Origin of the sequence: Psychroserpens mesophilus, assembly GCF_050617655.1 — a bacterium.
Classification (GTDB): Bacteria; Bacteroidota; Bacteroidia; order Flavobacteriales; family Flavobacteriaceae; genus Psychroserpens; species Psychroserpens mesophilus_A.
In genome coordinates, this window is sequence record NZ_JBODQC010000003.1 from 48,892 (window position 1) to 73,085 (window position 24,194).

Sequence of the window (24,194 nt, forward strand, 5' to 3'; positions counted from 1 at the left end):
TCAGAATTGTTCTAAGGCTTTTTTTATATTATAAACTGTTGTTTAAATTAATACTCTTATATTTAGTGTATCAAACAACTTTACATAATGAATTTAAAACTACTCCTTGTAACTATAGCACTGATTATGTGCTCTGTTGCTCACGCTCAAGTAGCAAATCAACCATCAGATTATCAGTTATGTGATATGGATAATGAAGGTTTAGCTGAATTTGATTTAAGCTTAAAGGACTCAGAGATTCTTCAAGGTCAAGATCCATCAGATTTTATGGTAACTTATCATATCAGTCAATTTGATGCTGAAAATGGAAATGAGGCTTTATCCAGTCCATATTCAAACGTTGCAAATCCACAAATGATTTGGGCTAAGGTTGAAGAAATATCTACAGGTAATTTTGACACCACATTTTTTAGTTTGGTTGTATTAGATGTTCCTTTCATACCAGACACTGACCTTTATATATGTGATGAAGATGGTGATGGAGAAGTGGAATTAAACTTTGCGACTACAGAAAATGGTTACAGTTTAAGTTATCACTTAACCCAAAATGAAGCAGAACAAAACATCAATGCATTAATGTTTCCTCTTATACTTCAGGCTGAAAATATTCCAAACCAAGTATATGCAAGATCTGAAAACACAGAGGGTTGTTTTTTTGTTGTCCCAAGAGCATTGTATTATGGAGAAGGTGTAGTGGCTAACAATTTGACACCACTTGAGGCGTGTGGAAATAATGGTACTGCTCAGTTTTATCTTCCTTATAAAAATGATGAGGTTACAGGAGGTTTGCCGCTAACTGTAAGATATTATTTAACAGAAAATGATGCTCAAAATGGTACAGGTTATTTACCATCAACTTATACCAATACTTCTAATCCGCAAACCATATATGCTCGTGTCAGTAATATTACTTGTTATGATGTAACACCTTTGGAATTGATTGCTAATGAAGGAAATGTATTAAATTTATCAAATATAGATGAACAATTTGTTTGTGACTGGACATTGCCTTATAATGTAACACAACATGAAGCACAGCTTTTACAAAACCAAGATCCTACAAATTTGGTGATCACGTATTACAACTCTCTTGGTGATTTATATAGTCAAACCAATCAAATTTCAAATCCAACCCAGTATGTCCTTGCAGCTCCTAACGAAGAAGAAATTATATATATAAGAGTAGAACATACCGTTTCAGGTTGTTTTGATTTTAAGGGCTTTTCATTAGAAGGGAAAGAGGATTTTGAATTAAATTCTATTACTTTAAGTGCTTGTGATACAAATGGTGATGGCTTAGAAGTTTTTAATCTATTAGCAAATTATACTGAAATACTAAATGGTTCAAATGTGAATTTAAGATTTTATGAGACAGAAGCAGACGCACTTAGTGATGTAAATTATATCTGGCCTACTAGCGCTTATGAAAGTGGAAATTCTACTATTTATGCAAAAGGATATTATAGTGATACAGATTGTTTTGAAATCGTTCCAATTCATCTGGAGATACAATCTGGTCCAGAACTCGCAAATTCAACTTATGGTGTTTGTGACTATAATTCGAATGGAGGTGAAGCAGTTGAATTGTTTTTTATTGAAGAGTTTGTGCTTTCTAATTTAGACGATAATTTAAGTTATGACATCAACTTTTTTGAAACTGAATCAGATGCCCTCATTTACGTTTCTGAAATAACTAATCCATACAACTTATTTACAAATGGCGCTACAATTTTTGCCCGAATCAATGTTCTTGGATCAGATGATTGTACTGTGGTTCGTCCAATTAATTTAGAGTTATTAACGCTTCCAAATATTACTAACTTTTTACCAATGTATGGTTGTGATGATGATAATGATGGTTTTGCAGAATTTGATTTTACACCAAATCGAGATGTAATTTTAAATCAGTATCCTGATCTAATAGTTACTTTTCATCCAACGTTTCTAAACGCATCTAGTGGGTCAGAAGCACTTCCCTTAAACCATTTATCAGGTAATTCTCAAATATTTATTAGAGTTTTAAATCCAGAAACTGGCTGTTATAGACTTTTTGTTTTACCACTTCAATATTTTTGTGATGAGCCTATAGATTGTGGTTCGGGAGCAGTAAATGATACGTTTTGTTATGTTGATGAAGATACAGCCACTTACCCATATTCTAGTTCTAACGGTTTACCATTAACTGTTGTATTTAATTCAGGACAAGTAGAAAATAATTTTGATCAACTTATTGTTTTAGATTCAGATGGTGTCACTAACCTTAATGCGAATACACCTTATGGAAATAATGGTGATGTAACAGGACTAGAATTCACATCGTCTGGAGGACAAATTACGATTAAAGTTGAATCTGATTATTCAAATAGTTGCCAAAGTCAAGGGTATTTGCCTTTAAATTTTGATGTCTCTTGTTTAGATTCATCAATCATTCCTAATTGTGATGCAAGTTTAACTCAACCTCTTAATGGAAGTACAGATGAAGATGTTAATTTAAACTTACAATGGAGTGCTGCAACTAACTTTCCATCGGGTTATAAGATTTCAATTGGGACAACTGCTGGTGGAAATGAATTTTTAGATCAATATGATGTTGGAAATGTTTATGAGCATGATGTCGTTGGTCTTGAGTATGAAACAACTTATTTTGTAACTATTATACCATATAATACAAATGGAGAGGCAACAGGTTGTATTGAGGAAAGTTTTACTACAATGGCTAATCCAAATCAAATTGTAGCATGTGGTGATACACCTTATAATGTCGTGTATTGCTACACAGTAGATGACACAACGACCTTTTCTTTTCAAAGTTCTAATGGGTCACCATTAACTGTTGTTTTTAATTCTGGAGAGATAGAAGTGTCTTATGATTTTTTATATGTGTTCGATTCTGATGGTACAGATATTAATGGGACACCTTGGGGAAATAATGGTGATTTAAGCGGACTTATGTTTCAATCTTCAGGAGATACTATTACTATCGAAATAAATTCAGATTATAGTATAAGTTGTGAAACGGATAATTATGACCCTTGGGATTTTGATGTGTTTTGTTCAAATTCTGTTGGATATGTTGTCGTTAATGCTTTTCAAGATGCCAATAATAATCAAGTTTTTGAGACTAACGAAGTTAATTTCACTAATGGATATTTCACTTATGAAATGAATGGAGACGGAATCATTAATACTGTAAACTCTTCAACTGGTAGCTTCCAAATCATTAGTGGTAGTGAAACCGATACTTACGATATTACTTATAATTTATATGAAGAATCTGCTGGATGTTATGATATAACAACATCTAGTTTTAACAATGTTTCTGTAGCAACTGGAAATACAGTTACAATAGACTTTCCTGTAATTGAAGAACAAAATTGTGAAGATTTAGCTGTGTATTTAATCAATTCTTGGATACCACCAAGACCTGGTTTTACACATGAAAATTATCTTGTGTTAGAAAACTTAGGCTTTACAACAATAGCATCTGGAACTGTTGAATTTACTTTAGATGCACAATTAGAATTTGATGATATCTTGAATATAAATCCTGCATATACAATGACAACTACAGCTTCTGGTTTTACGGTCGATTTTGTAAATCTTCAACCAGGAGCTGTTGAGTATATAGATGTGTCTTTAACTTGTCCTGTAGAAGTAGCTTTAGATGATGTTGTCACAAATACAGCTATATATCTCACTGATTCTAACGACTTAGTACCTGATAACAATTTTTCTTCACTATCTGAAGTTGTAGTTGGTTCTTGGGATCCAAACGATAAAATGGAAGCTCATGGTCCTAAAGTTTTATATGATGAATTTTCAACATCTGATGAATGGTTATACTACACCATCCGTTTCCAAAACTTAGGAACTGCAGCTGCCGAGTTTGTTAGAATCGAAGATGCATTAGATGTGAGTTTAGATGAAACAACGTTTCAAATGTTACGCTCAAGTCACGATTACGTGGTGACAAGAACAGAAAGTGATTTAGAATGGTATTTTGACACTATTAATTTACCAGCAGAACAAGATGATGCAGATGGTAGTATAGGTTATGTGTATTTTAAAATTAAACCAAAAGCAGGATACGCTTTAGGTGATGTGATTCCGAATACTGCAGCCATTTATTTCGATTTCAATGCACCAGTGACCACAAACCGTTTTGAAACCGAATTTGTAGATGATGCATTGTCAGTATCTGAATTTGATATCAACGGATTTACTATATATCCTAATCCAGCAAAAGATGTTTTGACAATTAAGTTAAATAACATTAGTAATGCCAAACTTAGTATTTATGACATTCAAGGGAAATTAGTATTAGAACGTTCTATTTCACAAGAACAAAATTTAGAGCTTAATGTTTCAGACTTACAAAGCGGATTATACTTTGTGAAACTAAATACATCAACTAAAGAGATGGTCAAAAAATTAATTGTTGAATAAAGGGTTATTTAATAATTTCGAAGAGGCCTCAGATTATTTCTGGGGCTTTTTTGTAAACAATTCTCAGTATCTTCGTCTAAGCGCGTAACCATTACAAATCATGATATGAAAATTAAAAGTTTGCTACTAATTGCCTTGATTGCTTTTTCTTCTTGCATAGACGATAAGAAAAATAAAACCGTTGAATCTATTGATTATTCTGAAACAGAATTAGATGTGACAACAAGTGCTTATCCAGAATCAATTACAAAAGTATTTGAGGCTCATGGTGGATTAGAACTCTGGAACGAGATGCAAACACTTAAATTTACAATGGCTAAAGAGACTGGTGAAGAGGTTACAATTACAGATTTATACACCAGGAATTCTCTTATCAAAATGCCAAAACATACCATTGGTTATGATGGTCAAGAGGTGTGGTTACAAAAGCTAGATACCACAAGTTATGAAGGAAATCCTAAGTTTTATTACAATTTGATGTTCTATTTCTATGCAATGCCTTTCGTCTTAGCAGATGGTGGTATTATCTATGAAGATGCAGAACCATTAGACTTCGAAGGTAAAACTTATCCTGGAATTAAAATTTCATATGAAAGTGGAGTAGGAGAATCACCAGAAGATGAATACATTTTATATTACGACTCTAAAACTCATAAAATGGCTTGGTTAGGCTATACAGTAACCTTTTTTACAAATGAAAAAGGTAAAGAATTTCATTTTATAAAATATAGCGAGTGGCAAAATGTTAATGGTTTAGAGTTGCCAAAAACTCTAACCTGGTATCACTACGAAAACAATTTACCAACCACAAAACGAAATGATTTAGAATTTTCTGATGTAAGTCTTACTAAAATGAAGATGAAGCCCAGTATTTTTAGTAAGCCAGAAGGAGCTGAGGTTGTAGAATAAGAAACACAATATAAATTAAGTAAAAGCGTCGTAATTTTATGGTTACGACGCTTTTACTATACTAATCAAATTCTTTTCGAGTGCCATCTTTTAGACCTCGATAATGCCTGCCATTTTCTATAAATAAAACTTCTCCATATTCACCCTTTTTAATACTAGAATCAACTCCAAAGATTTTACCTTCAAATACACGTATAACTTCATCAAAGGAGCAATGACCAACAATTATATGTTCTGAATCGGTTTTTGATAATACCTCATCGATATCTTCATGCTCTAAGTGGTCATTAAAATAACCTCTGTACCAGATAGGTCCAGTTGAGCCATAATAATTGGTATAGAAATCGGTTGATTTTAATTCCGATTTACTAATATCAATTGAAACTCTCATCGTTTCATTGATAACTTCAACATCAAAACCGATTTTAGATAAAAAGTCTTGAGAAATTCCACCGTGAACAAACACATGGTCATTGAGTCTTAAAATAGTCGATTTAGATCGTAACCATCGTCCTAAAATAGTTGTATTACTATAAAGTTTGTCATAATCTAAGTCCAGTAGCTTACTAACATTCAAGTACTTTTCATTAACATATCTCAAATCTTTATGCAAAACCATATATTCATGATTACCTAATAAAAAATGCAAATAACCACCTTGTTGTTTTGCTTGTTGCTCCAGTTTATATATAAGCCAAAGCATTTCAGTTACTTTGGGACCTCTGTCAAAAATATCACCAACAATAATAAGATGGCCTTTACCAAAACTCCAATTTAAGTCATCATCTATAATGCTGTTGTTTTTTAATACATCAATAGCTAAATCATATTGACCATGAATATCACTTAACGCAGCAATCTTTTCAACTCCTAAAAAAACAGATGGCTCAGCCGGATAAGTTTTAGGAAATGCCGAACGCTCTAACGTTTTAGTAATCACCTTTCCTTCAACTATGTTTTTTTGAATGAGATTTGTCTTATTAATAAAAACATAAGGGCCATCATTTAGTCCTTGTCCAAAACTAATAAAGCCAGTTAAGGAGATAAGAACTATGAAAATAAGTTTTGGAGTCTTCAATACATATTAAATTAATTAATCTTGAGTATTAAACTTTTCAGAATAACGTTTCCAAAGCGTCGTTTGGTGTGATTCTAAACTAATCATTCTTCCGTCTATAAAAGCATGAGAAATAATATTAGTTCGCATATCTAAAGCATCACCTTCGCTTATAAATAGAGTCGCACTTTTTCCTTCTTCCAGTGAACCATAATTTTCGTCGATACCTAATATTTTAGCTGTATTTAAAGTGATAAGTTGTAAAGCTTGTGCTTTAGTTAACCCATATGCAACAGTGGTTCCAGCATAAAACGGTAAGTTACGAGCATTCATGCGTTCCATTCCTCCACTGCCTTCAAGGGCTACAACAACACCTTTATCCACCAACATTTTAGCTGTTTTAAAAGGTAAATCGTAATCATCATCAGTTTGGTCTGGTCTAGAATGTACACGTTGTAACAATACAGAAATGTTATTCTGCTTTAGCAAATCGGCAACTCTATAAGCATGATAACCACCAACAATGGTCATATTTTTAACACCATTTTCTTTTGAAAAATTAACAGCGTCAATAATTCCTTTTTCATCATCAACATGAATGTATAGCTTTTTTGAACCATTAAAAAGCCCTTTAGTGGCTTCATAAGGAAGGTTTAAAGCAGAACCACTACCTTTTATATAAGCTTTAGTCTCATTTAAAAAGTCTGTAATCTCTTTAACTTGCTTTTCATAGTTTTTATTCATTTTCATAGCAGGATCTTCTCCTAGCCACCAACGACCTCGACTAAAACTGTTAGGCCAGTTCATGTGTATACCATCATCTTCTTTTACTGCTGCATCTTCCCAGTTCCATGCATCTAATTGTACTACAGAAGACGTTCCAGAAATTCGTCCACCACGAGGTGTAATTTGTGCTAAAAGCACACCATTTGGTCGCATCGATTCTACAACTTTAGATTCTGTATTATAAGCAATTAAACTTCTAATATGCGGATTCCAAGATCCTAATTCCGAATCATCATCAGTAGCTCGTACAGCGTCAATTTCAACAAGTCCTAAAGTGGTATTTGGAATGATAAAACCAGGATAAACGTGTTTTCCAGTAGCATCAATTACCTCCATCTCTGCGAGTTTGATTTTTACGATTCTGGAGTCTACAACATTCAGTAGTTTTCCATCCTTTAAAATGATAATACTGTTCTCTATAACTTCACCATTCCCAATATGAGCTGTTGCACCTTTAATGGCAATAGTTTTGCTTTGCTTTTTTGCTGGTGTTTGTTGTGCATTTGTTAAACCAAATGTCAATAGCAACAAAACGATATATATATTTATGTGTTTCATGTTTTTATGTTTAGTGAGATTCATGATCAATATAATCACAATGCATTTGATCTTTTTCTTTCTTCTTTATAGGTTGTGTTTTCAGTCCTTTATTTTTAGCTAACATCATCTGGTTGATAAGTTCTGCTTTTTCTTTTTTAATTTGAGAACGCATCATTTCATCACGTTTGATGTCAAAATAAGTAACACCTTCAATAAGTGTTTTTTCTGCTTTTGCATAAATAGATAACGGATGGTCTGACCATAATACCAAATCAGCATCTTTTCCCACTTTTATACTTCCAACCCTGTCATCTATATGAAGTAGTTTTGCAGGATTTAATGTGACAAATTTCCAGGCTTCTTCTTCTGAGATACCACCATATTTGACAGATTTTGCAGCTTCTTGATTTAAACGACGAGCCATTTCACCATCATCACTATTAATAGCAACAACAACTCCTGCATTGTGCATTATTGCTGCATTGTAAGGGATTGCATCGTTTACTTCATATTTGTAAGCCCACCAGTCACTAAAAGTTGAACCTCCAGCGCCATGCTCTACCATTTTATCGGCAACTTTATATCCTTCAAGGATGTGTGTGAATGTATTGATATTAAAGCCGAATTGCTCTGCAACCTTCATTAACATATTAATTTCACTTTGTACATACGAATGACAAGAAATAAAGCGCTCTTTATTTAAAATCTCTGCTAACACATCCATTTCTATATCTTTTCGGTAAGGCTTTCCGCTTTTCTTAAGCTTGTCATATGCTTTGGCTCTACTAAAATAATCAATGTATAATTGTTCAACTCCCATTCTGGTTTGCGGAAAACGTTCAAAACTCGACCAGTTAGATTGTTTTACATTTTCTCCTAATGCGAATTTTATAAATTTCGGACTATTGTCATAAATCAAATCTTGGGCATTTTCTCCCCATTTTAATTTGATAATGGCAGAGCGTCCTCCAATTGGATTCGCTGAGCCATGTAAAATCTGAATTGTTGTAACTCCGCCAGCAAGATTTCTGTAAATATCAATGTCTTCGTCATCAATAACATCTTCAATGCTCACTTCTGCTGAAGAATTCTGACCACCTTCATTTATAGATGCCGCAGCAATATGTGAATGTTCATCAATAACTCCAGACGTTAAATGTTTTCCTGTTGCATCAATAATTTGCGCATTTGAATTTGATAAGTCCTTTCCGATTTTTACTATTTTTCCATTTTTAATTAACACATCTGTTTGTTCTAAAATGCCTTCAGCTTCATTAGTCCAAACAGTTGCATTTTTAAATAATAATGTTTCTTGCTTTGGTAATTCTTTAAAACCATAAGCCATATTAGGGTAGGTTACAGGAGCGATGTCTTTAACTTTTAAACTGTCTTCTTCTTTAGAGTTTTTGTCTTGTTCTTTATCAGACTCTAACTTTTTAGCATAAAATGTCATTTCATTACCATTGGGAAACAAGGCTTTTCCATTTAAGTTATCTCCTTGAGCAACATTAGCCATTAATCTAATAAATTCTTGTTGTGTAGAGTCTTTACTCGTCATGGTAATTGATAACCAATCATCATTGTAACTTACTTTTGAACCACGCTTTTTCTCATCACTGGTAATTTCAGAATTTAGTTTGCTCAATTCCCCTTTCAAGGTCATTTTGTAAGATTCACCAGCAAGATTAAACTCATAGTCACCTCTAATGTCTTTGGTGTTCATATCGTTTATAACCATTTGTGTGCCTTGAACCCAGTTTTCATAAACAGTTGTTTTTTTGTCAAAAACATCTCCAGAAGTAATCAAAAAGTTAGCATATGCACCTTTGTTAAGGTTACCAATTTCGGCTTGTTTTCCTAGTAATTTTGCTGGAGTTGTCGTTAAGGCTTCTAAAGCTTTTTCTTTTGAAAGTCCATATGCAATGGCTTTCATTAAGTTGTCTTTAAATTCTTTGGGTGATTTTAAATCGTGCGTCGTAAACGCAAAAGGCACATTGTTATCTGCAAGAATTTTAGGATTTGAAGGTTCTTGGCTCCATGCTCTCATATCACTTAATGCAAGTGATTGAGATAAATATACATTTTCAACATCATAAGCATCTTGAAAGTTTATCGGAATTATAAAAGAAGCATTAGTCGCCTTAACTTCATTTATGCGTTCGTATTCATCACCACCTCCAAGAATAATGTATTGAATGCCAAATTGATCTCCAACTTTATCTGCTCGTAATCCGTTAGCTCTGCTACCAGCATCAAAGATTTGAACCAGATTTTTATTCTTGTTTAAAGCTTCAATAGACAAGTCTTTGGTCTTACTATTTCCTTTTGCATACCAATCAGCGTCAATGTATAACTGACGCAGTAATGCCATACTGCCCATGATAGAGCCAGGATACGACTGACGAGAGGTAACGCTTTTACTAAACGAAAAGTATTGTCCTGAATTCTGCTCAATAATAGCCATGTCATTTCCACCTTCAGTATTAAGAGCTACCAGAGTTCCTGTGCCTCTTACAATACCATCTTGAATATGAGTGTTTACGACACCAAAGCCAGCATTTAGTAATTCTTTCGCACTCTTATTATCAAAATTAAATTTAGAAATGGCATTATTTTCAGGCATCACATGATCGTTCCAATAATAACCTGTTCGAGATGGATTATACTGCGGACTTCTACCACCTCTACTTTCACGCTTCGGTTTTTCTACTCCAAAATCAGAATACATATCTATAAATGAAGGATAAATATGTTTTCCTTCAACATTTATAATTGTCGTGTTTTCTGGAATGGTTACTTGTGCTCCTGAAGCAATAACTTTACCATCCTTGATGAGAAGTGTCCCGTTATCTACAATTTGAGTAGGAGTGATGTAAATCTTTGCATTTGTAAATGCTGTGTAATTGGAGTTAATGGTTTTTACACCATCATTTTTCGGAAAATACTCTTGTGCTAAAAGTGAAAAACTACATAAAAACAACAAGAGTCTTAAAGGGATTTTAAACATATATTACAATTATTAATTAGTTGCTCTAAAGATAAAAATTAAAGGGGAAGCTGAGTTGTAAATAATAGTATTTTAACGTTATTCTAACGCATTAAATTTGTAGTAATTAACTAATAATGCAACAACATAGCTGTAGCTTTTCATTCCTGAAGATTGATTATTAGCTTTTAGAATACGATCAAAAGTTTTTTCGAATATAGGCTCCAGAGGATTTTCATATGAAAACCAAAAGTTCTGGACTTCCTGATAATTTTTTATAACACCAGTATTAACTTTGGAAGACATGGCTTTATAAAGCTCTAAATCTCTTCTGTAAATCTCATTGAGACAATGTCGTAATGCAAACGCATATCCAGAATATTGAAAATAGACATTTGGATGTTGCATGGCAGCCATACTTCCAATAAAATTAGCTTCGTTTTCTGCAGCATAACCTAATTGATGAGCAACTTCATGACTTCCAGTAGTTGGAAACTTGTATAATGGAATCAGTTCGTCAATTTGAGCTTCATTAGTAAACGGGTTTAAGTAGCCCGAAAACCCCATATATGTCAGTGGTAAGCTATATATAGAGGTTTTAATACTTCTTGGATGATACGCTAAATATGGAAACGTTTTTGAAAGTTGGTCATAACCATCAGGAATCATTTGTAATACTTGAGCTTTTGAAAAAGGGATCTCAACTTTTACAGAATCATTGTTTGTAACGCTTAAATGAATGGTGTTGACCTTGGTTATTAATTGTTCGGTTAAATGTACCAATTCCTCAGTGGTGTAATCGTTATCTATGTTTAAAGATTCATGAAGTGGTAAGCGATAATAGTTAAAAGCCCATAATATATGAAAGGCAAAATAACCAATTGATAAAGCTGAAAGAACATCTAAAAACCAGTGTTTTGTATCTTTTATAATCCGCTTTCTGTTCATAATGAGCCACCTAATAATGTACAAACTTAAAACTGTATATAAAATGTCTCCAACCGAAAAAGGTAGCCAGCCAAACACATAACGCATGCCTTTTGATATGTAAATATAAATCCCGTGACTATATACAGATTCCACAAACTCAGGATAGTTTGCCAGTACCTTCAGGAGTAAAATCTGAGGAATGATAGAGAAGGCAATGAGGCTTTTTTTATGTTTCAGCATGACTCAAAAATACTAAAAAGATGTACCTTTGCGAAACTAAAAAACGAATAACATGAGCGCAGAAATAAGAGTACTAGAACCAAAAACACTTTGGAATAAATTTGCAGATCTAAACGCAGTACCAAGACCTTCAAAAAAGGAAGAACGTGTAATTCAATTCATGAAAGACTTTGGAACCAACTTAGGTTTGGAAACGATTGAAGATGAAGTAGGAAACGTCATCATTAAAAAGCCTGCAACATCAGGAATGGAAGATAGAAAGACCATTGTGATGCAATCGCACTTAGATATGGTTCATCAAAAAAATAATGACACTAATTTCGATTTTGATACACAAGGAATTGAAATGTATGTTGATGGCGATTGGGTAAGAGCTAAAGGCACAACTTTAGGAGCAGATAATGGATTAGGTGTTGCAACAATCATGGCTATTTTAGAAAGTTCAGATATTGAGCATCCAGCAATTGAAGCCTTATTTACAATTGATGAAGAAACAGGAATGACTGGAGCAATGGGCTTAAAAGGAGGTCTGCTTTCAGGTGAGATTCTCCTAAATCTGGATACCGAAGAAGATGATGAAATTGGTGTAGGTTGTGCAGGTGGTGTAGATGTGACAGCTACAAGAACCTACGAGCAAGAAGAAACACCAGAATTTAAAATAGGGTATAAAGTCTCTGTTAAAGGGTTGCAAGGTGGTCATTCAGGAATGCAAATTCATGAAGGTTTAGGCAACGCAAATAAAATGATGAACCGTATGTTGTTTGATGGTTTTGAAAACTTCGGATTGCGTATTTCAGAAATTGATGGTGGAAGTTTACGTAATGCTATTCCAAGAGAAAGCAACGCTATTGTTGCTATTGATGCCATAAACGAAGAATCATTTGTTTCAGAAATGAACGATTTAGCAAATGAAATAAAAGTTGAATACAAAACCATAGAACCAGATTTAGTGATAACTATTTCTAAAACTGATACACCAAAATACATTATGGATTTGGGTGTTCAGGAAGGTTTAACAAGAGCTATTTATGCTGCATTAAATGGCGTGTTCAGAATGAGTCCTGATATTCCAGATTTGGTTGAAACCTCTAATAACATTGCTCGTGTAATAGTAAAAGATGGTCATGTTAAAATTGGATGTTTAACTCGTAGTTCTGTTGAAAGTTCAAAATGGAATTTAGCTAATGGTTTAAGAGCAACGTTTGAATTAACGGGTTGTGAAGTTGAGTTTGGTGGTGATTATCCAGGTTGGAAACCTAATATGGATTCTGATATTTTAAAAGTAATGGTGCCATTGTATAAAGAACTAAATAATGGTGAAGAACCTCATGTGGCAGCTTGTCATGCTGGTTTAGAATGTGGTATATTGGGAACAAACTATCCAGATATGGACATGATTAGTTTTGGGCCAAACATCAAGGGAGCACATTCACCTGATGAACGCGCACAGATTTCATCAGCACAAAAATACTGGAACTTTGTTTTAGAGATTCTAAAACGTATTCCGAAGAAATAATGATAGATTCTCTTTACTAATGCATGTCATTTCGAGCTTGTTGAGAACTCTATATTAATTGTAAGTGAGATTCTTTAATTGCTGTAGAAATGACAATTAGTAATATAAAAAAAGCCTTTCAATTTGAAAGGCTTTTTTTGTTTTGATGCTTAATTATTGAGCTATTTCAGTCATTTCTAAAACAAATGTCAAATCTGTATTTGGCGGAATACCACCTCTGCCACGTTCACCATAAGCCAGATGAGAAGGAATGTAGAAAAATGCTTTTTCGCCAACTTTCATAGACGCAATAGCTTCTTTAAATCCGGCAATCATTTGCTCGTCAGGACTTATTTTCATTTTAATCGGACCATAAGCACCAGCAGCTTTACGTTGCGGATTTAACATGCCATATTTCTCTGCTACAGCTTCCAGATTACTGTCAAATAAGCGTCCATCAACAAAATAACCTTCATAAGCAATCATAGCAGATTGACCCGATTTAGGTTTTACTCCAGAACCTTCCTCTATAACGAATTTCTTAAGTCCAGAAGCCAAAGTTGTCGTTTTAGAGGAGTACTCATCAAGTATTGGTTTCATATCTTTGGCAGCAGCAGCAATTTTTTCTTCTCTGATTTTTTGTTCTTCTTCAGCTTTTTTACGTGCTTCTTCTTGAATATCTGCAATGCCTTGTTCGACTTTAGGCAATTCTTCTTCAAATACTTTAGCAGCATTAAATGCTTTAGCTGCAGATCCTTTTCTGATGATATTCAACTTGGTTATAATAACATCTTCAAGAGGTTTATTACCTGGACCTGTTTTTACATTAGAAATAGAGTCTTGTACTTCAATGCCTTTTACTAATTCTCCAAATACTGAATGACAGCTCACTCTGGGTTGATCACATGGTTTTAAAGTGCCATCAGGATTAAAAGCGTCAAGACTAGGATAAGGAACTTCAGTGATGAAAAACTGACTTCCATTAGTGTTAAAACCTCCAGCGTTAGCCATTGATAATATACCAGGTTTATCATGTTTTAATTCTGAACTAAAATCAGCCGTAAATTTATAACCAGGATTTCCAGAACCTGTTGCCGTATGATCACCACCTTGAATCATAAAGTTGTCCATAACTCTGTGAAAGGTTAAGCCATCGTAATATGGCTTTCCTTTAAATTCTTCAGATACCATAGGATGTGTGCCTTCAGCCAAAGCGACAAAATTTGCAACCGTTACAGGTACTTTATTGTAAAATAATTTAGCAATCATCGTGTCTTTAGTTGTAATAAATTCAGCATAAAGACCATCTTCTAAATCAGGATACTCTTCTTTACATGAGGCAGCTGTGATGAGTAAAAACAGCACTAAAAGTTGTAGGGTTTTGCTAATCAATTTCATAAGTTTTCTATTGGTTTTGTATAATTGTGTTTAAAGTTACTTTGCAAATTAATGGAATATTTGTGCCAATGCGATTGGTATCTCCATAATAGCCATAGGCTTTTTGAGAAGGAAATAAAAAGGTAACTACTTCTCCAGGTTTCATGAGTTTTAAACCTTCGCGTAGACCTGTAAATAATTCCTCTTTATCCATAACATAATTTTGAGTTCTTAGGTCATCTTCCGAATAAATGGTGTTCTCATCAAGATCTTTGACATTATATTTAAAACTAATAATATCACCAAATTGAGGTGTGATGGTGTCTTGTTCTACTTTTGTATTGTAATAATACCAAAATCCACTTTCTGAAGCAATATAGTCATGCTCAGGATTACGGTCTATAATGTTTTGTATTAATGCTTGCTCTTTTTTGTTTAATTTAATATTTCTTTCAGCAGAAATTTTATAGAAAGATCCAGACTGAACAGATTCTGGTCGTCTGGCATCTGGAGATTTACAGCTAAAAATTAAACTTATTATGAGTAGAATGAAAATAGGCTTCATTAGATTTTGAGGTCTTGTTTATATTGAGGCAAGATACTAATAAATTTATCAATGGTTTCTTTGAGGTTCAATTCACTTCTTCCACCTGCAGCATTTGTATGTCCACCACCATTAAAATGTGTTCTCGATAATTCATTTACAGAGAAATCACCTTTACTTCTTAATGATATTTTTATAATGTTATCTTGATGACTTTCAATAAAAATAGCAGCAAAGATAATGCCTTTGAGAGATAATCCGTAGTTCACAAAACCTTCGGTATCTCCTTTTTTGAAATCAAATGTATTTAGTTCTTCTTGCGACAAGCTAATATAAGCGGTTCGATATTCAGGAATTACTTTTAAGTTACTTAATGCTCTTCCGAGTAGCTGTAATCTAGCGTAACTGTTGGTATCATAAATTTGATTGTGAATTTCAGAATTGTTTGCGCCTTTCTGAATCAGTTGCCCAACAATATGATGTGTAGCGCTTGTGGTGGAAGGAAAACGAAACGAACCTGTATCAGTCATAATGCCTGTGTATAAACAGGTAGCAATATCACGATCAATTTTATTTGCTTCGTCCAGCATTTCAATAAAATTATAGACCATTTCGCATGTTGATGACATGGAAATGTCAGAATACATGTAAGTCGCATAGTCATCTGGTTGCTGGTGATGATCAATCATGATTTTAATAGCTTCAGAATTAGAAACAATTGTTTCCATATCACCTATGCGGCTTAAGGAATTAAAATCTAAAGTAAAAATAAGATCAGCATGATAAATTACAGCATCACAATCTTCTTTTTGGGCGTCATATTTTAAAATAGAAGACTCTTTAGGCATCCATTTTAAAAAATCCGGATAATCATTCGGAGCAATAATACTTACATTATGATTGTTTTGTTTCAAATAATGATACAATCCCAATGCAGAACCAATAGCATCACCATCTGGATTTTTGTGCGGAATGATTACAATAGCTTTAGGTGAATTTAAAAGCGTTTTTATACTGTTAATATCGTCTTTATTCATAGATGACGAAGATACAATTTTTTAATATTGGATTATATCGAATTATTAAAGAAATATATTACTTTTGCACCAAAATTGCTATAAAGCAAATTTGTTCACACAGATAGTTTTTGATGCAATTTTATGATGACCTGTTTATTAAATAAAATTATCTGAATAAATTTAAAATATACAAATGGCAACAAATAGAACATTTACAATGCTTAAGCCAGATTCTGTTGAAAAAGGGAATATTGGTGCAATTTTAGAGAAAATCACAGCTTCTGGTTTTAGAATCGTAGCTATGAAATTAACTCAAATGACAACTGCTGACGCACAAGAATTTTATGCTGTTCATAGTGAAAGACCATTCTTTGGAGAATTGGTTGAATATATGACACGTGGACCAATTGTAGCTGCAATCTTAGAAAAAGAGAATGCTGTAGAAGATTTTAGAACCTTAATTGGTGCTACTAATCCTGCTGAAGCTGCAGAAGGAACGATCCGTAAATTGTATGCTGCTTCCATTGGAGAAAACGCAGTTCATGGTAGTGATAGTGATGAAAATGCAGCTATTGAAGGTGCTTTTCATTTTTCTGGTAGAGAGATGTTTTAATTAAGATTGACCTCAACATATTTAAAAGCGCAACTCAATGAGTTGCGCTTTTTTATTGCTGTATAGTTCACTTTTACAATTCATCTATAAAAAATTACAATTCGGTAAATCCTTTTTTATAAATAGACACTTCTATTGGATATTTGTTTCATCAACAATTAAATATTTGAACCATGAACACACTAGCCAAAATTTTAGTTTTCATTTTAATTAGTCAAACATTGACCCATGCACAAGAATTAAACGGTCAAGAAATTACTGTGGTAATAGAAAATCTTAATAGTAATAAAGGACAGGTTTACATCTCGTTGTATAATACTGAAAGTTCATTTTTAGATAATGGCTATAAGTCAACCATAAGTAACATTCACAATAAGAGTTGTACAATAAAATTCGAAGATATTCCAAATGGAACTTACGCTATTTCTTTCTTTCACGATGAAAATGAGAATAAAAAAATGGATACTAATTTTTTAGGAATACCAAGTGAAGACTATGGATGCTCTAATAATGCTAGAGGATTTATGGGACCACCAAAATGGGAAGACGCAAAATTTGAAATTAACAATACATCATTAACACAAACTATAACACTTTAATATCATGAAAAACATTATAATTATCGCAATTGTATTAGTTTCAGGAGTAGTAACTGCTCAAACTAATTTTGAAAAAGGAATGGAAAAAGCATTTTCGCTTTGGCAGGAAGGCAATATGGATGAAGCCGAAAACATGTTTGAACGTATCTCAAATGCTGAAACAGACGAATGGTTGCCTCATTATTACATTGCTCAAATTAACAGTATAAAGAGCTGGAAAGAAAAAGACGAAGCCAAGTTAAAAGCACAATTAGACAAAGCTCAGGAACATCTGGATTTGGCCAAGGCTATCAGTAAAGAAAATCCTGAGATTATGGTATTGCAGGCACATGTATTAACCAATTGGGTTGCCTTTGATGGTATGACTTATGGGATGAAATATTCTGGAAAAATTACAGAAATATATAATAAAGCATCTGCCATGGCACCAGAAAACCCAAGAGTTGTATTTAGTAAAGCAGAATGGGGAATGGGAAGTGCTAAATATTTCGGACAAGACACAAAGCCGTTTTGTGCAGAGATCGAAAAATCTATAGAACTTTTTGCTAACTTTAAACCAGAAAGTGAATTTCACCCAAATTGGGGGAAACAACGCGCAGAACAAGTTGTAACATCTTGTAACGAATAAAACACCATGACAAAATCAGCTAAAAATATTATAATCACTTTTATCATTGGATCTATTGTATTCGTAATTGGTAATTTACTTTCAGGAGGATTTGATTTCAATTCGGTTAATGAGTTTTTAGTTGATTTTGGGTTTTACCAACTGTATGCTTTTGTTTTAGGGTATTCAAATATGGCATTCTTCGATTATATGGAACGCCGAACCTGGAAAAAAGGAGACACAATTAAGCGAGTAATCAATGGAATCATAGGTTCTACACTAATAACGTTAATAGGCTTATTCTTTTTAAGAACATTTACATCAGTAATCATATATGACATTCCCTTTGATACATTCATTAAAAATGAAACCTGGAGTGGTTACTCTTTTGGATTGTGGATTACCTTAACCATCGTATCTGTCTTTCATGTTATCTATTTCTATAACAGATATCAGAAAAATAAAATTAAAGAACAAAAGGTTATAGCAGGAACAGCAAGCGCAAAGTTTGATGCTTTAAAAAATCAATTAGATCCACATTTTTTGTTCAATAGCTTAAATGTATTAACCAGTTTAATTGAAGAAAACCCAAAAAATGCACAAAAGTTTACCACATCGTTATCAAAAGTGTATCGATATGTTTTAGAACAAAAAAATAAAGATTTAATTACTGTAGATGAGGAATTAGATTTTGCCAAAACGTACATGTCACTATTAAAAATGCGTTTTGAAGATAGTATTGTTTTCGAAATTCCAGACAAGGCATCAAACCCAGAAAGTAAAGTAGTTCCTCTATCGCTACAATTACTTTTAGAAAATGCAGTAAAACACAATATGGTGACCAGTAGTAAACCTTTGCATATTAAAATTTATGAATCTGAAGGCATGCTCATTGTAGAGAATAATCTTCAGCCTAAGCAAATTGTTAAGAAGAGTAGTGGTGTTGGACTGGAAAATATTAAGCAGCGCTACCAGTTATTATCAAATAAAACAGTATCAATCAATCAACAAGCAACCAGTTTTGCAGTCGCAATTCCAATGCTTACAAAACAAGTATCAATCATGAGACCAATAGAGCCAAAATCAAAATTTGACGACAGTTATGTTAGAGCACGTAAACGTGTTGAAGAAATGAAAGAATTTTATTATAGTTTAATCTCTTACTGTATCATTATACCATTTTTAATCTTTATCTGGTTTAGGTACACGCCACATACCATTCAATGGTTTTGGTTTCCAATGTTAGGTTGGGGAATGGGATTAGCTTTTCATGCCTATAAGGTGTATGTAAACGATGGTGTATTGGGTAGTGGATGGGAAAAGCGCAAAATTGAAAAATTTATGCGTGAAGAGGAAGAAGAGCGTTGGAATTAAAATTTAAATATCATGGAAAATAATATAGAACCTTACGAAAACAATAGTGCTCAAAGATCCTTGAAAAAAGAAGAAGCGTATTTAAGAGCTCAGAAAAGAGTAAAAGCAATTATTGGGTTTTATTGGCATCTGGCTTCTTATGTGATTGTGAATATATTTATAATCATTTTGATCACTAGTAATGGCGTGAAGTTTTTTAGCTTCGGAACATTCTCTACTGCATTTTTTTGGGGAATTGGACTCGCCTTTCATTTCATTGGAGTTTTTGGACCTAATTTGTTATTCGGAAAGAATTGGGAAGAGCGAAAAATTAAAGAGTTAATGGATAAAGATAAAAAACATTGGGAATAATGGATAATAGCAGTTTCAATCACAAAGAACGATACCAGATTGCCAAAAAAAGAGTAAAAAGAATTAAAGGGTTTTACACACATGCATTAATTTTTACCTTTGTTAATCTTGTCTTTGTTTATATTAATATTCAAAATTTAGAGGAAGGTGAAAGCTATTTTCAATGGCGAAATTTTATCACGTTTTCTTTTTGGGGAATAGGTTTGTTATCTCATGCTGCTTCCGTGTTTTTGCCAAGTTTAATCTTTGGTAAGAATTGGGAAAGTAGAAAAATTAAGGAGCTTATGGATAAAGAATCTAATGAGCTTAATCGTTACGAATAATAAAAATAATTTTTACAATTAAAAATAATCTATATAGATGAGTATCATTATAATAGAAGACGAAAAGCCTTCAGCAAGACGACTACAACGCATGTTGACAGAATTACAAATGGAAGCTGAAGTGATGTTGCATTCTGTTGAAGAATCAATAGATTGGTTTCAAAATAATGAACATCCAGATTTGATATTTTTAGATATTCAATTAAGTGATGGTTTATCCTTTGAGATTTTTGAAACTATTGATATAAATTCCGCAGTAATTTTTACTACAGCTTATGATGAATATGCATTGCAGGCTTTTAAACTTAATAGTGTCGATTACTTATTGAAGCCTATTGATGAAGATGATTTGGAAAAAGCAGTTTCAAAATATAAAGAACGTGTTCCCAGCCAGCAACCAGTTACATTAGATTTTAACGACATCAAAAAACTACTGGTAAATCCTATTGAACGAGAATACAAAAAGCGGTTTTCAGTAAAAGTCGGACAGCATTTAAAACTCATTAATATTGACGATATTGAATGTTTTTATAGTGAAAATAAGGGGACTTATGCATACACAACTGAAGGTCGAAATTATTTACTGGATACCACTTTAGAACAATTAGAAGACGAACTAGAACCTCATAAGTTTTTTAGGATTAGTCGTAAGTTTTTTGTCAATGTGAATGCTATTAATGACATGGTAAGCTATACAAATTCCAGATTGCAAATCAAACTAAATACGTTTAAAGAGCAAGATGTGATTGTAGCCAGAGAACGTGTTAAAGACTTTAAAGATTGGCTGGCTTAAAACATGTCTAGGAGATCTTCAAGCGAGTCTTCTAGACCATCAATTAAAGTATTGGTTTCAGAAAATAAGCCACTTACACCTAGATCCAGAAAAAGATCAAGTAGGAGTAAATCAGATAAATCGGTTAGCCTGAAGGTGTCCGATTTTTTCTTTGCTTCTTTTTTCCACTCGGTATATTCTTCTTGCTTTTTTTGTTCAACACTAACAGGCTTGCTAGTTAATGAAGTTTTCAGCATGCTATCATAAGCCTTTCTTTTTTCTGGATTAGATAAAATATCAAAAGCTTCAACCAGTAAGTTAAAGTGTGCTTTTGCACCTTCAGATTTATTTTTGTCTGGATGATATAAGGTAATCTCTTCTCTGAATGCTTTTTTTATGGTATCTAAATCTGCTGATTTATCAACTTTTAAAATGGTGTAATAGTTTATCAGTTCCATAACCTTTAGTTTGTATGTTATGAGTCCATTAGAAAATTAATTTGTTACAGCTTGGTAAAAAAATTACTTTTCAATACGATTATCATCAAATGATGATGGTAGTAAATTAGGAATTAGTTTTGCAAATATTGGTAATAAAATAGCACCTCCAGGAAGCATAAAAATCGCTAAACTAGGAATGGTTTTTAACACATCGATAAGCTGACTTTGCAATTTCTTTTGTTCCTCTTTACTTAAATCAGAATGTGTAGATTTTGTAATAAGTAACATTAGTTCCTTGCTTTGGCGCATTTCTTTTATAATCCGTTTACTATTACGTCTGATTAGTTTTGTAACTAAATGTGACGAATTTTCGTAAAAATTTGAAATAGGATTTTTTTGCTGAAATAATAGGACTTCCTTTTGATGTGCTTTATGAAAATTAAATACACTTACAATAGAGTCTTGAATCTCATCTGCATTAATATCTAATCGCTTTGCTAATTGAATCAAGAACTGATATTCTGTTTTTTCAAGAATTTCATCATCCCAAATAGACAAACACATCAAATCGACCAGGTATTTTTTTTCATTGATATTAATGTCATAATCAATATCGTAAATAAGGTCTTCAATATCTACTTCTAAATCAGATAAGGAGGTTGAAGCTTCAATAATGTCTATAATCTGTTTATCATAATCTGTAATCTTACTTTTTGAATTAAGAGATTGATACAAGGTACCCGTTATGATACTTTCCAGATGAGCTGCATACGATTTTGGTTCTATCTCATGCGTTAAGTAACTGTCAAAGGTTAAAACATCTACAAATAATAAAGAATTGGTAATGGATTTATTGAAATTTCTGGTAATGATATTATCGTCAATTTGAATTCTGTCGTGAATTAAACGTTCTAACATTGAAGATTCACTCTTGCCAATCACTAATTTGTCCCAAAGAGATAAATCTGAAACCTCAAGCGATTTGTAAAAGCCGAGTAAAATCTCAACAAACGCTTTTGCTTTAACTTCTCCTTTTCGGAAATAATAGACGTGATATAATCCTGTGATGAGGTTTATTTTAGCTAATTCATCTTCAGAATACGTTAATGTTTGATCTACTTTATCTGTTATGTTAACATTTACTCCATAAATAAAACCGTAGTCTTTTAAAAAAAGATACATCGATGGGTAATTCTCAAACGGAACTCCCTTTTTAGAAATTTGCGAGCAAAATTTTTCTATCCAGCCAGCAGTAGATGGATTCATACTTTAATTTTAAAGACACTGCAAAGTTAATTTTTTATCTGTTCTGTCAACGATTTTATTTTGTTAACAAAATTTTAACAAAACTGCAATGGTGATTTTCTCGTAAGTGTTACCAGAAACAAATAAATAATTAACAAAAACCTCATTATTATGAAAAAATCAAAAATCTTAATTGGAGCAGCAGTTATTGCAATTGCAGGCTTTCTTACAATTGCAGCCGATCACATCGATGCTCCTGCAGTTGCTGGTGGTTCAAGTGACATCACCGACATCTATGGTTTTCAAGGCCAGGAAACAGACAACGTTGTTTTTGTTGCCAATGTACAAGGACTTATAAGTCCAGCAAATACATCAGCAGCAGCATTTGACGAAAATGTACTATTTGAATTTAATATCGATAATGATGGTGATGCTATTGAAGATTTAGTTATTCAAGCCACTGCAAAAGATGGTAAAATGTACTTTTTTGGTCCAACAGCACCATCACAGACAGGGTTGAACAGTACAATTGTAACTACTGCCACAACCAATTCAGTAGATATTACACCTTATGGAACGACTGCAATTGTAGAATCAAATAACGATATGCGCTTTTTTGCTGGACCTAGGGATGATCCATTTTTTATGGATTTCACACGTTATACACAAATTGTAACACCTGGTGATGATGATGGTGATGGTATGGAAGAAGGTGCGTTTTTGCCTGAAGGAACAGGAGATGGTTTTGCTTCAGACACCTTTGCTGGTACCAATGTACTTTCTATAGTAGTCGAATTACCAAAAGCAATGGTTGGTAGTGGTGACTCTGTAAATCTTTGGGTAGAGTCAAAAAGAAAACAATAAAAATTTAAACTTTTAAAATTAGAAATTATGAAATTCAACACTATAAAATTAGTAGCAATTGCAATGCTTGTATCTTTTACAGCTTACAATTGCAGTAATGACGACGATACAGGAACTATTCCAACGCTACAAACTCCTCCAGATTTTTCAGGAACGTTTGTACAGGAAGATCAAATGGGTAGACCTGCTATAAATACAGTTTTTGTAAGCATGGCAGATAAAAACACATTTAATGTGACAGTACCTTCAAATCAAGATGCAGCTTTTCAAACAAAGTTTCAGGATAAGTTAGAGGCTTTAAATCCAGCACATGCAGATCCAATGTATACAAATGCTTTAGGATTAAATGCAGAGCAATTCACAGGTGCCTTAGCAACAGATGTTTTAACGGTTTCATTAGTTGGAGCAACAACGTTTTTTGATGGTACTAATGTTTTAACTGGTCGTGCTCTAGCAGACGATGTTATTTCAACAGAATTACTTTTAATATTTGGTGGTCCTAATGGTTCTGATAATCCAGGATTAACAAATGATAATGTAAGCTCAAATGACAAAACATTTTCTGCAGCATTTCCTTATCTGGCTTCGCCTTGGTAGATCATTATTCATTCTAAAACAAGGTGTCATAATCTTGTTTTAGAATGTTTTAACAAAAAAACACTCACTCAAAAATACTC

Annotated in this window: 21 protein-coding genes; 12 read left to right on the forward strand and 9 right to left on the reverse strand. The window is 33.1% G+C overall.

Translation table 11 applies throughout. The features are described 5' to 3' along the window. Window positions 1-87 precede the first annotated feature (87 nt). The gene (locus ACRHNM_RS06980; protein WP_431135045.1) at window positions 88-4,446 is read left to right on the forward strand and encodes a DUF7619 domain-containing protein; all 4,359 of its coding nucleotides are present in this window, start codon (window positions 88-90) and stop codon (window positions 4,444-4,446) included. 105 nt (window positions 4,447-4,551) lie between these two features. Beyond that, window positions 4,552-5,355: a DUF6503 family protein gene (locus ACRHNM_RS06985; protein ID WP_431135047.1), complete on the forward strand. Its 804-nt coding sequence runs from the start codon at window positions 4,552-4,554 to the stop codon at window positions 5,353-5,355. A gap of 61 nt (window positions 5,356-5,416) precedes the next feature. Here ACRHNM_RS06985 and ACRHNM_RS06990 read toward each other — a convergent pair whose 3' ends face one another. From ACRHNM_RS06990 to ACRHNM_RS07005, 4 genes are all read right to left on the reverse strand, one after another. Next, entirely contained in the window at window positions 5,417-6,433 is a 1,017-nt protein-coding gene (locus ACRHNM_RS06990; protein WP_431135049.1) for a metallophosphoesterase, read from the reverse strand. Between the two features lie 15 nt (window positions 6,434-6,448). Further along, window positions 6,449-7,756 (reverse strand): amidohydrolase family protein, encoded by a 1,308-nt coding sequence (locus ACRHNM_RS06995; protein ID WP_431135051.1) that lies wholly within the window; start codon window positions 7,754-7,756, stop codon window positions 6,449-6,451. Between the two features lie 10 nt (window positions 7,757-7,766). Then, a complete protein-coding gene (locus ACRHNM_RS07000; RefSeq protein WP_431135053.1) occupies window positions 7,767-10,745 on the reverse strand; it encodes an amidohydrolase family protein in 2,979 nt (992 codons plus the stop codon). Window positions 10,746-10,823: 78 nt separating this feature from the next. Next, a complete protein-coding gene (locus ACRHNM_RS07005) occupies window positions 10,824-11,894 on the reverse strand; it encodes a DUF3810 domain-containing protein (protein WP_431135055.1) in 1,071 nt (356 codons plus the stop codon). 52 nt (window positions 11,895-11,946) lie between these two features. Between ACRHNM_RS07005 and ACRHNM_RS07010 the strand changes: the two genes are divergently transcribed. Then, on the forward strand, window positions 11,947-13,410 hold the full coding sequence (locus ACRHNM_RS07010; RefSeq protein ID WP_431135057.1) for an aminoacyl-histidine dipeptidase: 1,464 nt from the start codon (window positions 11,947-11,949) through the stop codon (window positions 13,408-13,410). Between the two features lie 153 nt (window positions 13,411-13,563). On the opposite strand, the gene ACRHNM_RS07015 is transcribed toward ACRHNM_RS07010, so the two are convergent. From ACRHNM_RS07015 to ACRHNM_RS07025, 3 genes are read right to left on the reverse strand one after another with little or no spacing between them, the layout of a single operon-like run. Next, window positions 13,564-14,787 (reverse strand): peptidylprolyl isomerase, encoded by a 1,224-nt coding sequence (locus ACRHNM_RS07015; RefSeq protein WP_431135059.1) that lies wholly within the window; start codon window positions 14,785-14,787, stop codon window positions 13,564-13,566. A gap of 7 nt (window positions 14,788-14,794) precedes the next feature. Beyond that, window positions 14,795-15,331, reverse strand: coding sequence for a gliding motility-associated peptidyl-prolyl isomerase GldI (gene gldI / locus ACRHNM_RS07020; protein WP_431135061.1), 537 nt, complete (start codon window positions 15,329-15,331; stop codon window positions 14,795-14,797). Next, window positions 15,331-16,347 carry a DHH family phosphoesterase gene (locus ACRHNM_RS07025; protein WP_431135062.1) on the reverse strand — a complete coding sequence of 339 codons (1,017 nt, stop codon included), beginning with the start codon at window positions 16,345-16,347 and terminating at the stop codon, window positions 15,331-15,333. Before ACRHNM_RS07025 ends, gldI begins: the two co-directional genes overlap by 1 nt. Window positions 16,348-16,522: 175 nt before the next feature. On the opposite strand from ACRHNM_RS07025, the gene ACRHNM_RS07030 reads away from it, so the two are divergent. The 7 genes from ACRHNM_RS07030 to ACRHNM_RS07060 all read left to right on the forward strand — a co-directional run bounded on the left by ACRHNM_RS07030 (window position 16,523) and on the right by ACRHNM_RS07060 (window position 20,989). Beyond that, complete coding sequence (locus ACRHNM_RS07030; RefSeq protein WP_431135064.1) at window positions 16,523-16,942, forward strand: nucleoside-diphosphate kinase; 420 nt, start codon at window positions 16,523-16,525, stop codon at window positions 16,940-16,942. Between the two features lie 173 nt (window positions 16,943-17,115). Beyond that, complete coding sequence (locus ACRHNM_RS07035) at window positions 17,116-17,541, forward strand: DUF2141 domain-containing protein (protein ID WP_431135066.1); 426 nt, start codon at window positions 17,116-17,118, stop codon at window positions 17,539-17,541. Window positions 17,542-17,545: 4 nt separating this feature from the next. Then, on the forward strand, window positions 17,546-18,169 hold the full coding sequence (locus ACRHNM_RS07040) for a tetratricopeptide repeat protein (protein ID WP_431135068.1): 624 nt from the start codon (window positions 17,546-17,548) through the stop codon (window positions 18,167-18,169). A gap of 6 nt (window positions 18,170-18,175) precedes the next feature. After that, window positions 18,176-19,522 (forward strand): histidine kinase, encoded by a 1,347-nt coding sequence (locus tag ACRHNM_RS07045; protein ID WP_431135070.1) that lies wholly within the window; start codon window positions 18,176-18,178, stop codon window positions 19,520-19,522. A 12-nt stretch (window positions 19,523-19,534) separates the two neighbouring features. Continuing rightward, the gene (locus ACRHNM_RS07050; RefSeq protein WP_431135072.1) at window positions 19,535-19,873 is read left to right on the forward strand and encodes a 2TM domain-containing protein; all 339 of its coding nucleotides are present in this window, start codon (window positions 19,535-19,537) and stop codon (window positions 19,871-19,873) included. Beyond that, window positions 19,873-20,196: a 2TM domain-containing protein gene (locus ACRHNM_RS07055; protein ID WP_431135074.1), complete on the forward strand. Its 324-nt coding sequence runs from the start codon at window positions 19,873-19,875 to the stop codon at window positions 20,194-20,196. The genes ACRHNM_RS07050 and ACRHNM_RS07055 overlap by 1 nt, the downstream gene beginning before the upstream one ends. Before the next feature lie 37 nt (window positions 20,197-20,233). Beyond that, on the forward strand, window positions 20,234-20,989 hold the full coding sequence (locus ACRHNM_RS07060) for a LytR/AlgR family response regulator transcription factor (RefSeq protein ID WP_431135076.1): 756 nt from the start codon (window positions 20,234-20,236) through the stop codon (window positions 20,987-20,989). On the opposite strand, the gene ACRHNM_RS07065 is transcribed toward ACRHNM_RS07060, so the two are convergent. Beyond that, window positions 20,986-21,426 (reverse strand): J domain-containing protein, encoded by a 441-nt coding sequence (locus tag ACRHNM_RS07065; protein WP_431135078.1) that lies wholly within the window; start codon window positions 21,424-21,426, stop codon window positions 20,986-20,988. The two genes, ACRHNM_RS07060 and ACRHNM_RS07065, sit on opposite strands and share 4 nt — an antisense overlap. A 63-nt stretch (window positions 21,427-21,489) precedes the next feature. Continuing rightward, window positions 21,490-22,674 (reverse strand): LETM1-related biofilm-associated protein, encoded by a 1,185-nt coding sequence (locus tag ACRHNM_RS07070; RefSeq protein ID WP_431135080.1) that lies wholly within the window; start codon window positions 22,672-22,674, stop codon window positions 21,490-21,492. Window positions 22,675-22,824: 150 nt separating this feature from the next. Here ACRHNM_RS07070 and ACRHNM_RS07075 point away from each other — a divergent pair, with 150 nt between their 5' ends. Together ACRHNM_RS07075 and ACRHNM_RS07080 are read left to right on the forward strand one after the other, a co-directional pair. Further along, window positions 22,825-23,517, forward strand: a complete 693-nt coding sequence (locus ACRHNM_RS07075) for a DUF4331 family protein (protein ID WP_431135082.1) — start codon at window positions 22,825-22,827, stop codon at window positions 23,515-23,517. 27 nt (window positions 23,518-23,544) lie between these two features. Next, the gene (locus tag ACRHNM_RS07080) at window positions 23,545-24,114 is read left to right on the forward strand and encodes a DUF4331 family protein (RefSeq protein ID WP_431135084.1); all 570 of its coding nucleotides are present in this window, start codon (window positions 23,545-23,547) and stop codon (window positions 24,112-24,114) included. Window positions 24,115-24,194 lie beyond the last annotated feature (80 nt).

What these genes read in the sequence shown, in the direction of transcription:
- ACRHNM_RS06980 (WP_431135045.1), top strand. Translation starts at nt 88, where the DNA reads ATGAATTTAAAACTACTCCTTGTAACTATAGCACTGATTATGTGCTCT.
- ACRHNM_RS06985 (WP_431135047.1), top strand. Translation starts at nt 4,552, where the DNA reads ATGAAAATTAAAAGTTTGCTACTAATTGCCTTGATTGCTTTTTCTTCT.
- ACRHNM_RS06995 (WP_431135051.1), bottom strand. Translation starts at nt 7,756, where the DNA reads ATGAAACACATAAATATATATATCGTTTTGTTGCTATTGACATTTGGT.
- ACRHNM_RS07000 (WP_431135053.1), bottom strand. Translation starts at nt 10,745, where the DNA reads ATGTTTAAAATCCCTTTAAGACTCTTGTTGTTTTTATGTAGTTTTTCA.
- ACRHNM_RS07005 (WP_431135055.1), bottom strand. Translation starts at nt 11,894, where the DNA reads ATGCTGAAACATAAAAAAAGCCTCATTGCCTTCTCTATCATTCCTCAG.
- ACRHNM_RS07010 (WP_431135057.1), top strand. Translation starts at nt 11,947, where the DNA reads ATGAGCGCAGAAATAAGAGTACTAGAACCAAAAACACTTTGGAATAAA.
- ACRHNM_RS07015 (WP_431135059.1), bottom strand. Translation starts at nt 14,787, where the DNA reads ATGAAATTGATTAGCAAAACCCTACAACTTTTAGTGCTGTTTTTACTC.
- gldI (WP_431135061.1), bottom strand. Translation starts at nt 15,331, where the DNA reads ATGAAGCCTATTTTCATTCTACTCATAATAAGTTTAATTTTTAGCTGT.
- ACRHNM_RS07025 (WP_431135062.1), bottom strand. Translation starts at nt 16,347, where the DNA reads ATGAATAAAGACGATATTAACAGTATAAAAACGCTTTTAAATTCACCT.
- ACRHNM_RS07030 (WP_431135064.1), top strand. Translation starts at nt 16,523, where the DNA reads ATGGCAACAAATAGAACATTTACAATGCTTAAGCCAGATTCTGTTGAA.
- ACRHNM_RS07035 (WP_431135066.1), top strand. Translation starts at nt 17,116, where the DNA reads ATGAACACACTAGCCAAAATTTTAGTTTTCATTTTAATTAGTCAAACA.
- ACRHNM_RS07040 (WP_431135068.1), top strand. Translation starts at nt 17,546, where the DNA reads ATGAAAAACATTATAATTATCGCAATTGTATTAGTTTCAGGAGTAGTA.
- ACRHNM_RS07045 (WP_431135070.1), top strand. Translation starts at nt 18,176, where the DNA reads ATGACAAAATCAGCTAAAAATATTATAATCACTTTTATCATTGGATCT.
- ACRHNM_RS07050 (WP_431135072.1), top strand. Translation starts at nt 19,535, where the DNA reads ATGGAAAATAATATAGAACCTTACGAAAACAATAGTGCTCAAAGATCC.
- ACRHNM_RS07055 (WP_431135074.1), top strand. Translation starts at nt 19,873, where the DNA reads ATGGATAATAGCAGTTTCAATCACAAAGAACGATACCAGATTGCCAAA.
- ACRHNM_RS07060 (WP_431135076.1), top strand. Translation starts at nt 20,234, where the DNA reads ATGAGTATCATTATAATAGAAGACGAAAAGCCTTCAGCAAGACGACTA.
- ACRHNM_RS07065 (WP_431135078.1), bottom strand. Translation starts at nt 21,426, where the DNA reads ATGGAACTGATAAACTATTACACCATTTTAAAAGTTGATAAATCAGCA.
- ACRHNM_RS07070 (WP_431135080.1), bottom strand. Translation starts at nt 22,674, where the DNA reads ATGAATCCATCTACTGCTGGCTGGATAGAAAAATTTTGCTCGCAAATT.
- ACRHNM_RS07075 (WP_431135082.1), top strand. Translation starts at nt 22,825, where the DNA reads ATGAAAAAATCAAAAATCTTAATTGGAGCAGCAGTTATTGCAATTGCA.
- ACRHNM_RS07080 (WP_431135084.1), top strand. Translation starts at nt 23,545, where the DNA reads ATGAAATTCAACACTATAAAATTAGTAGCAATTGCAATGCTTGTATCT.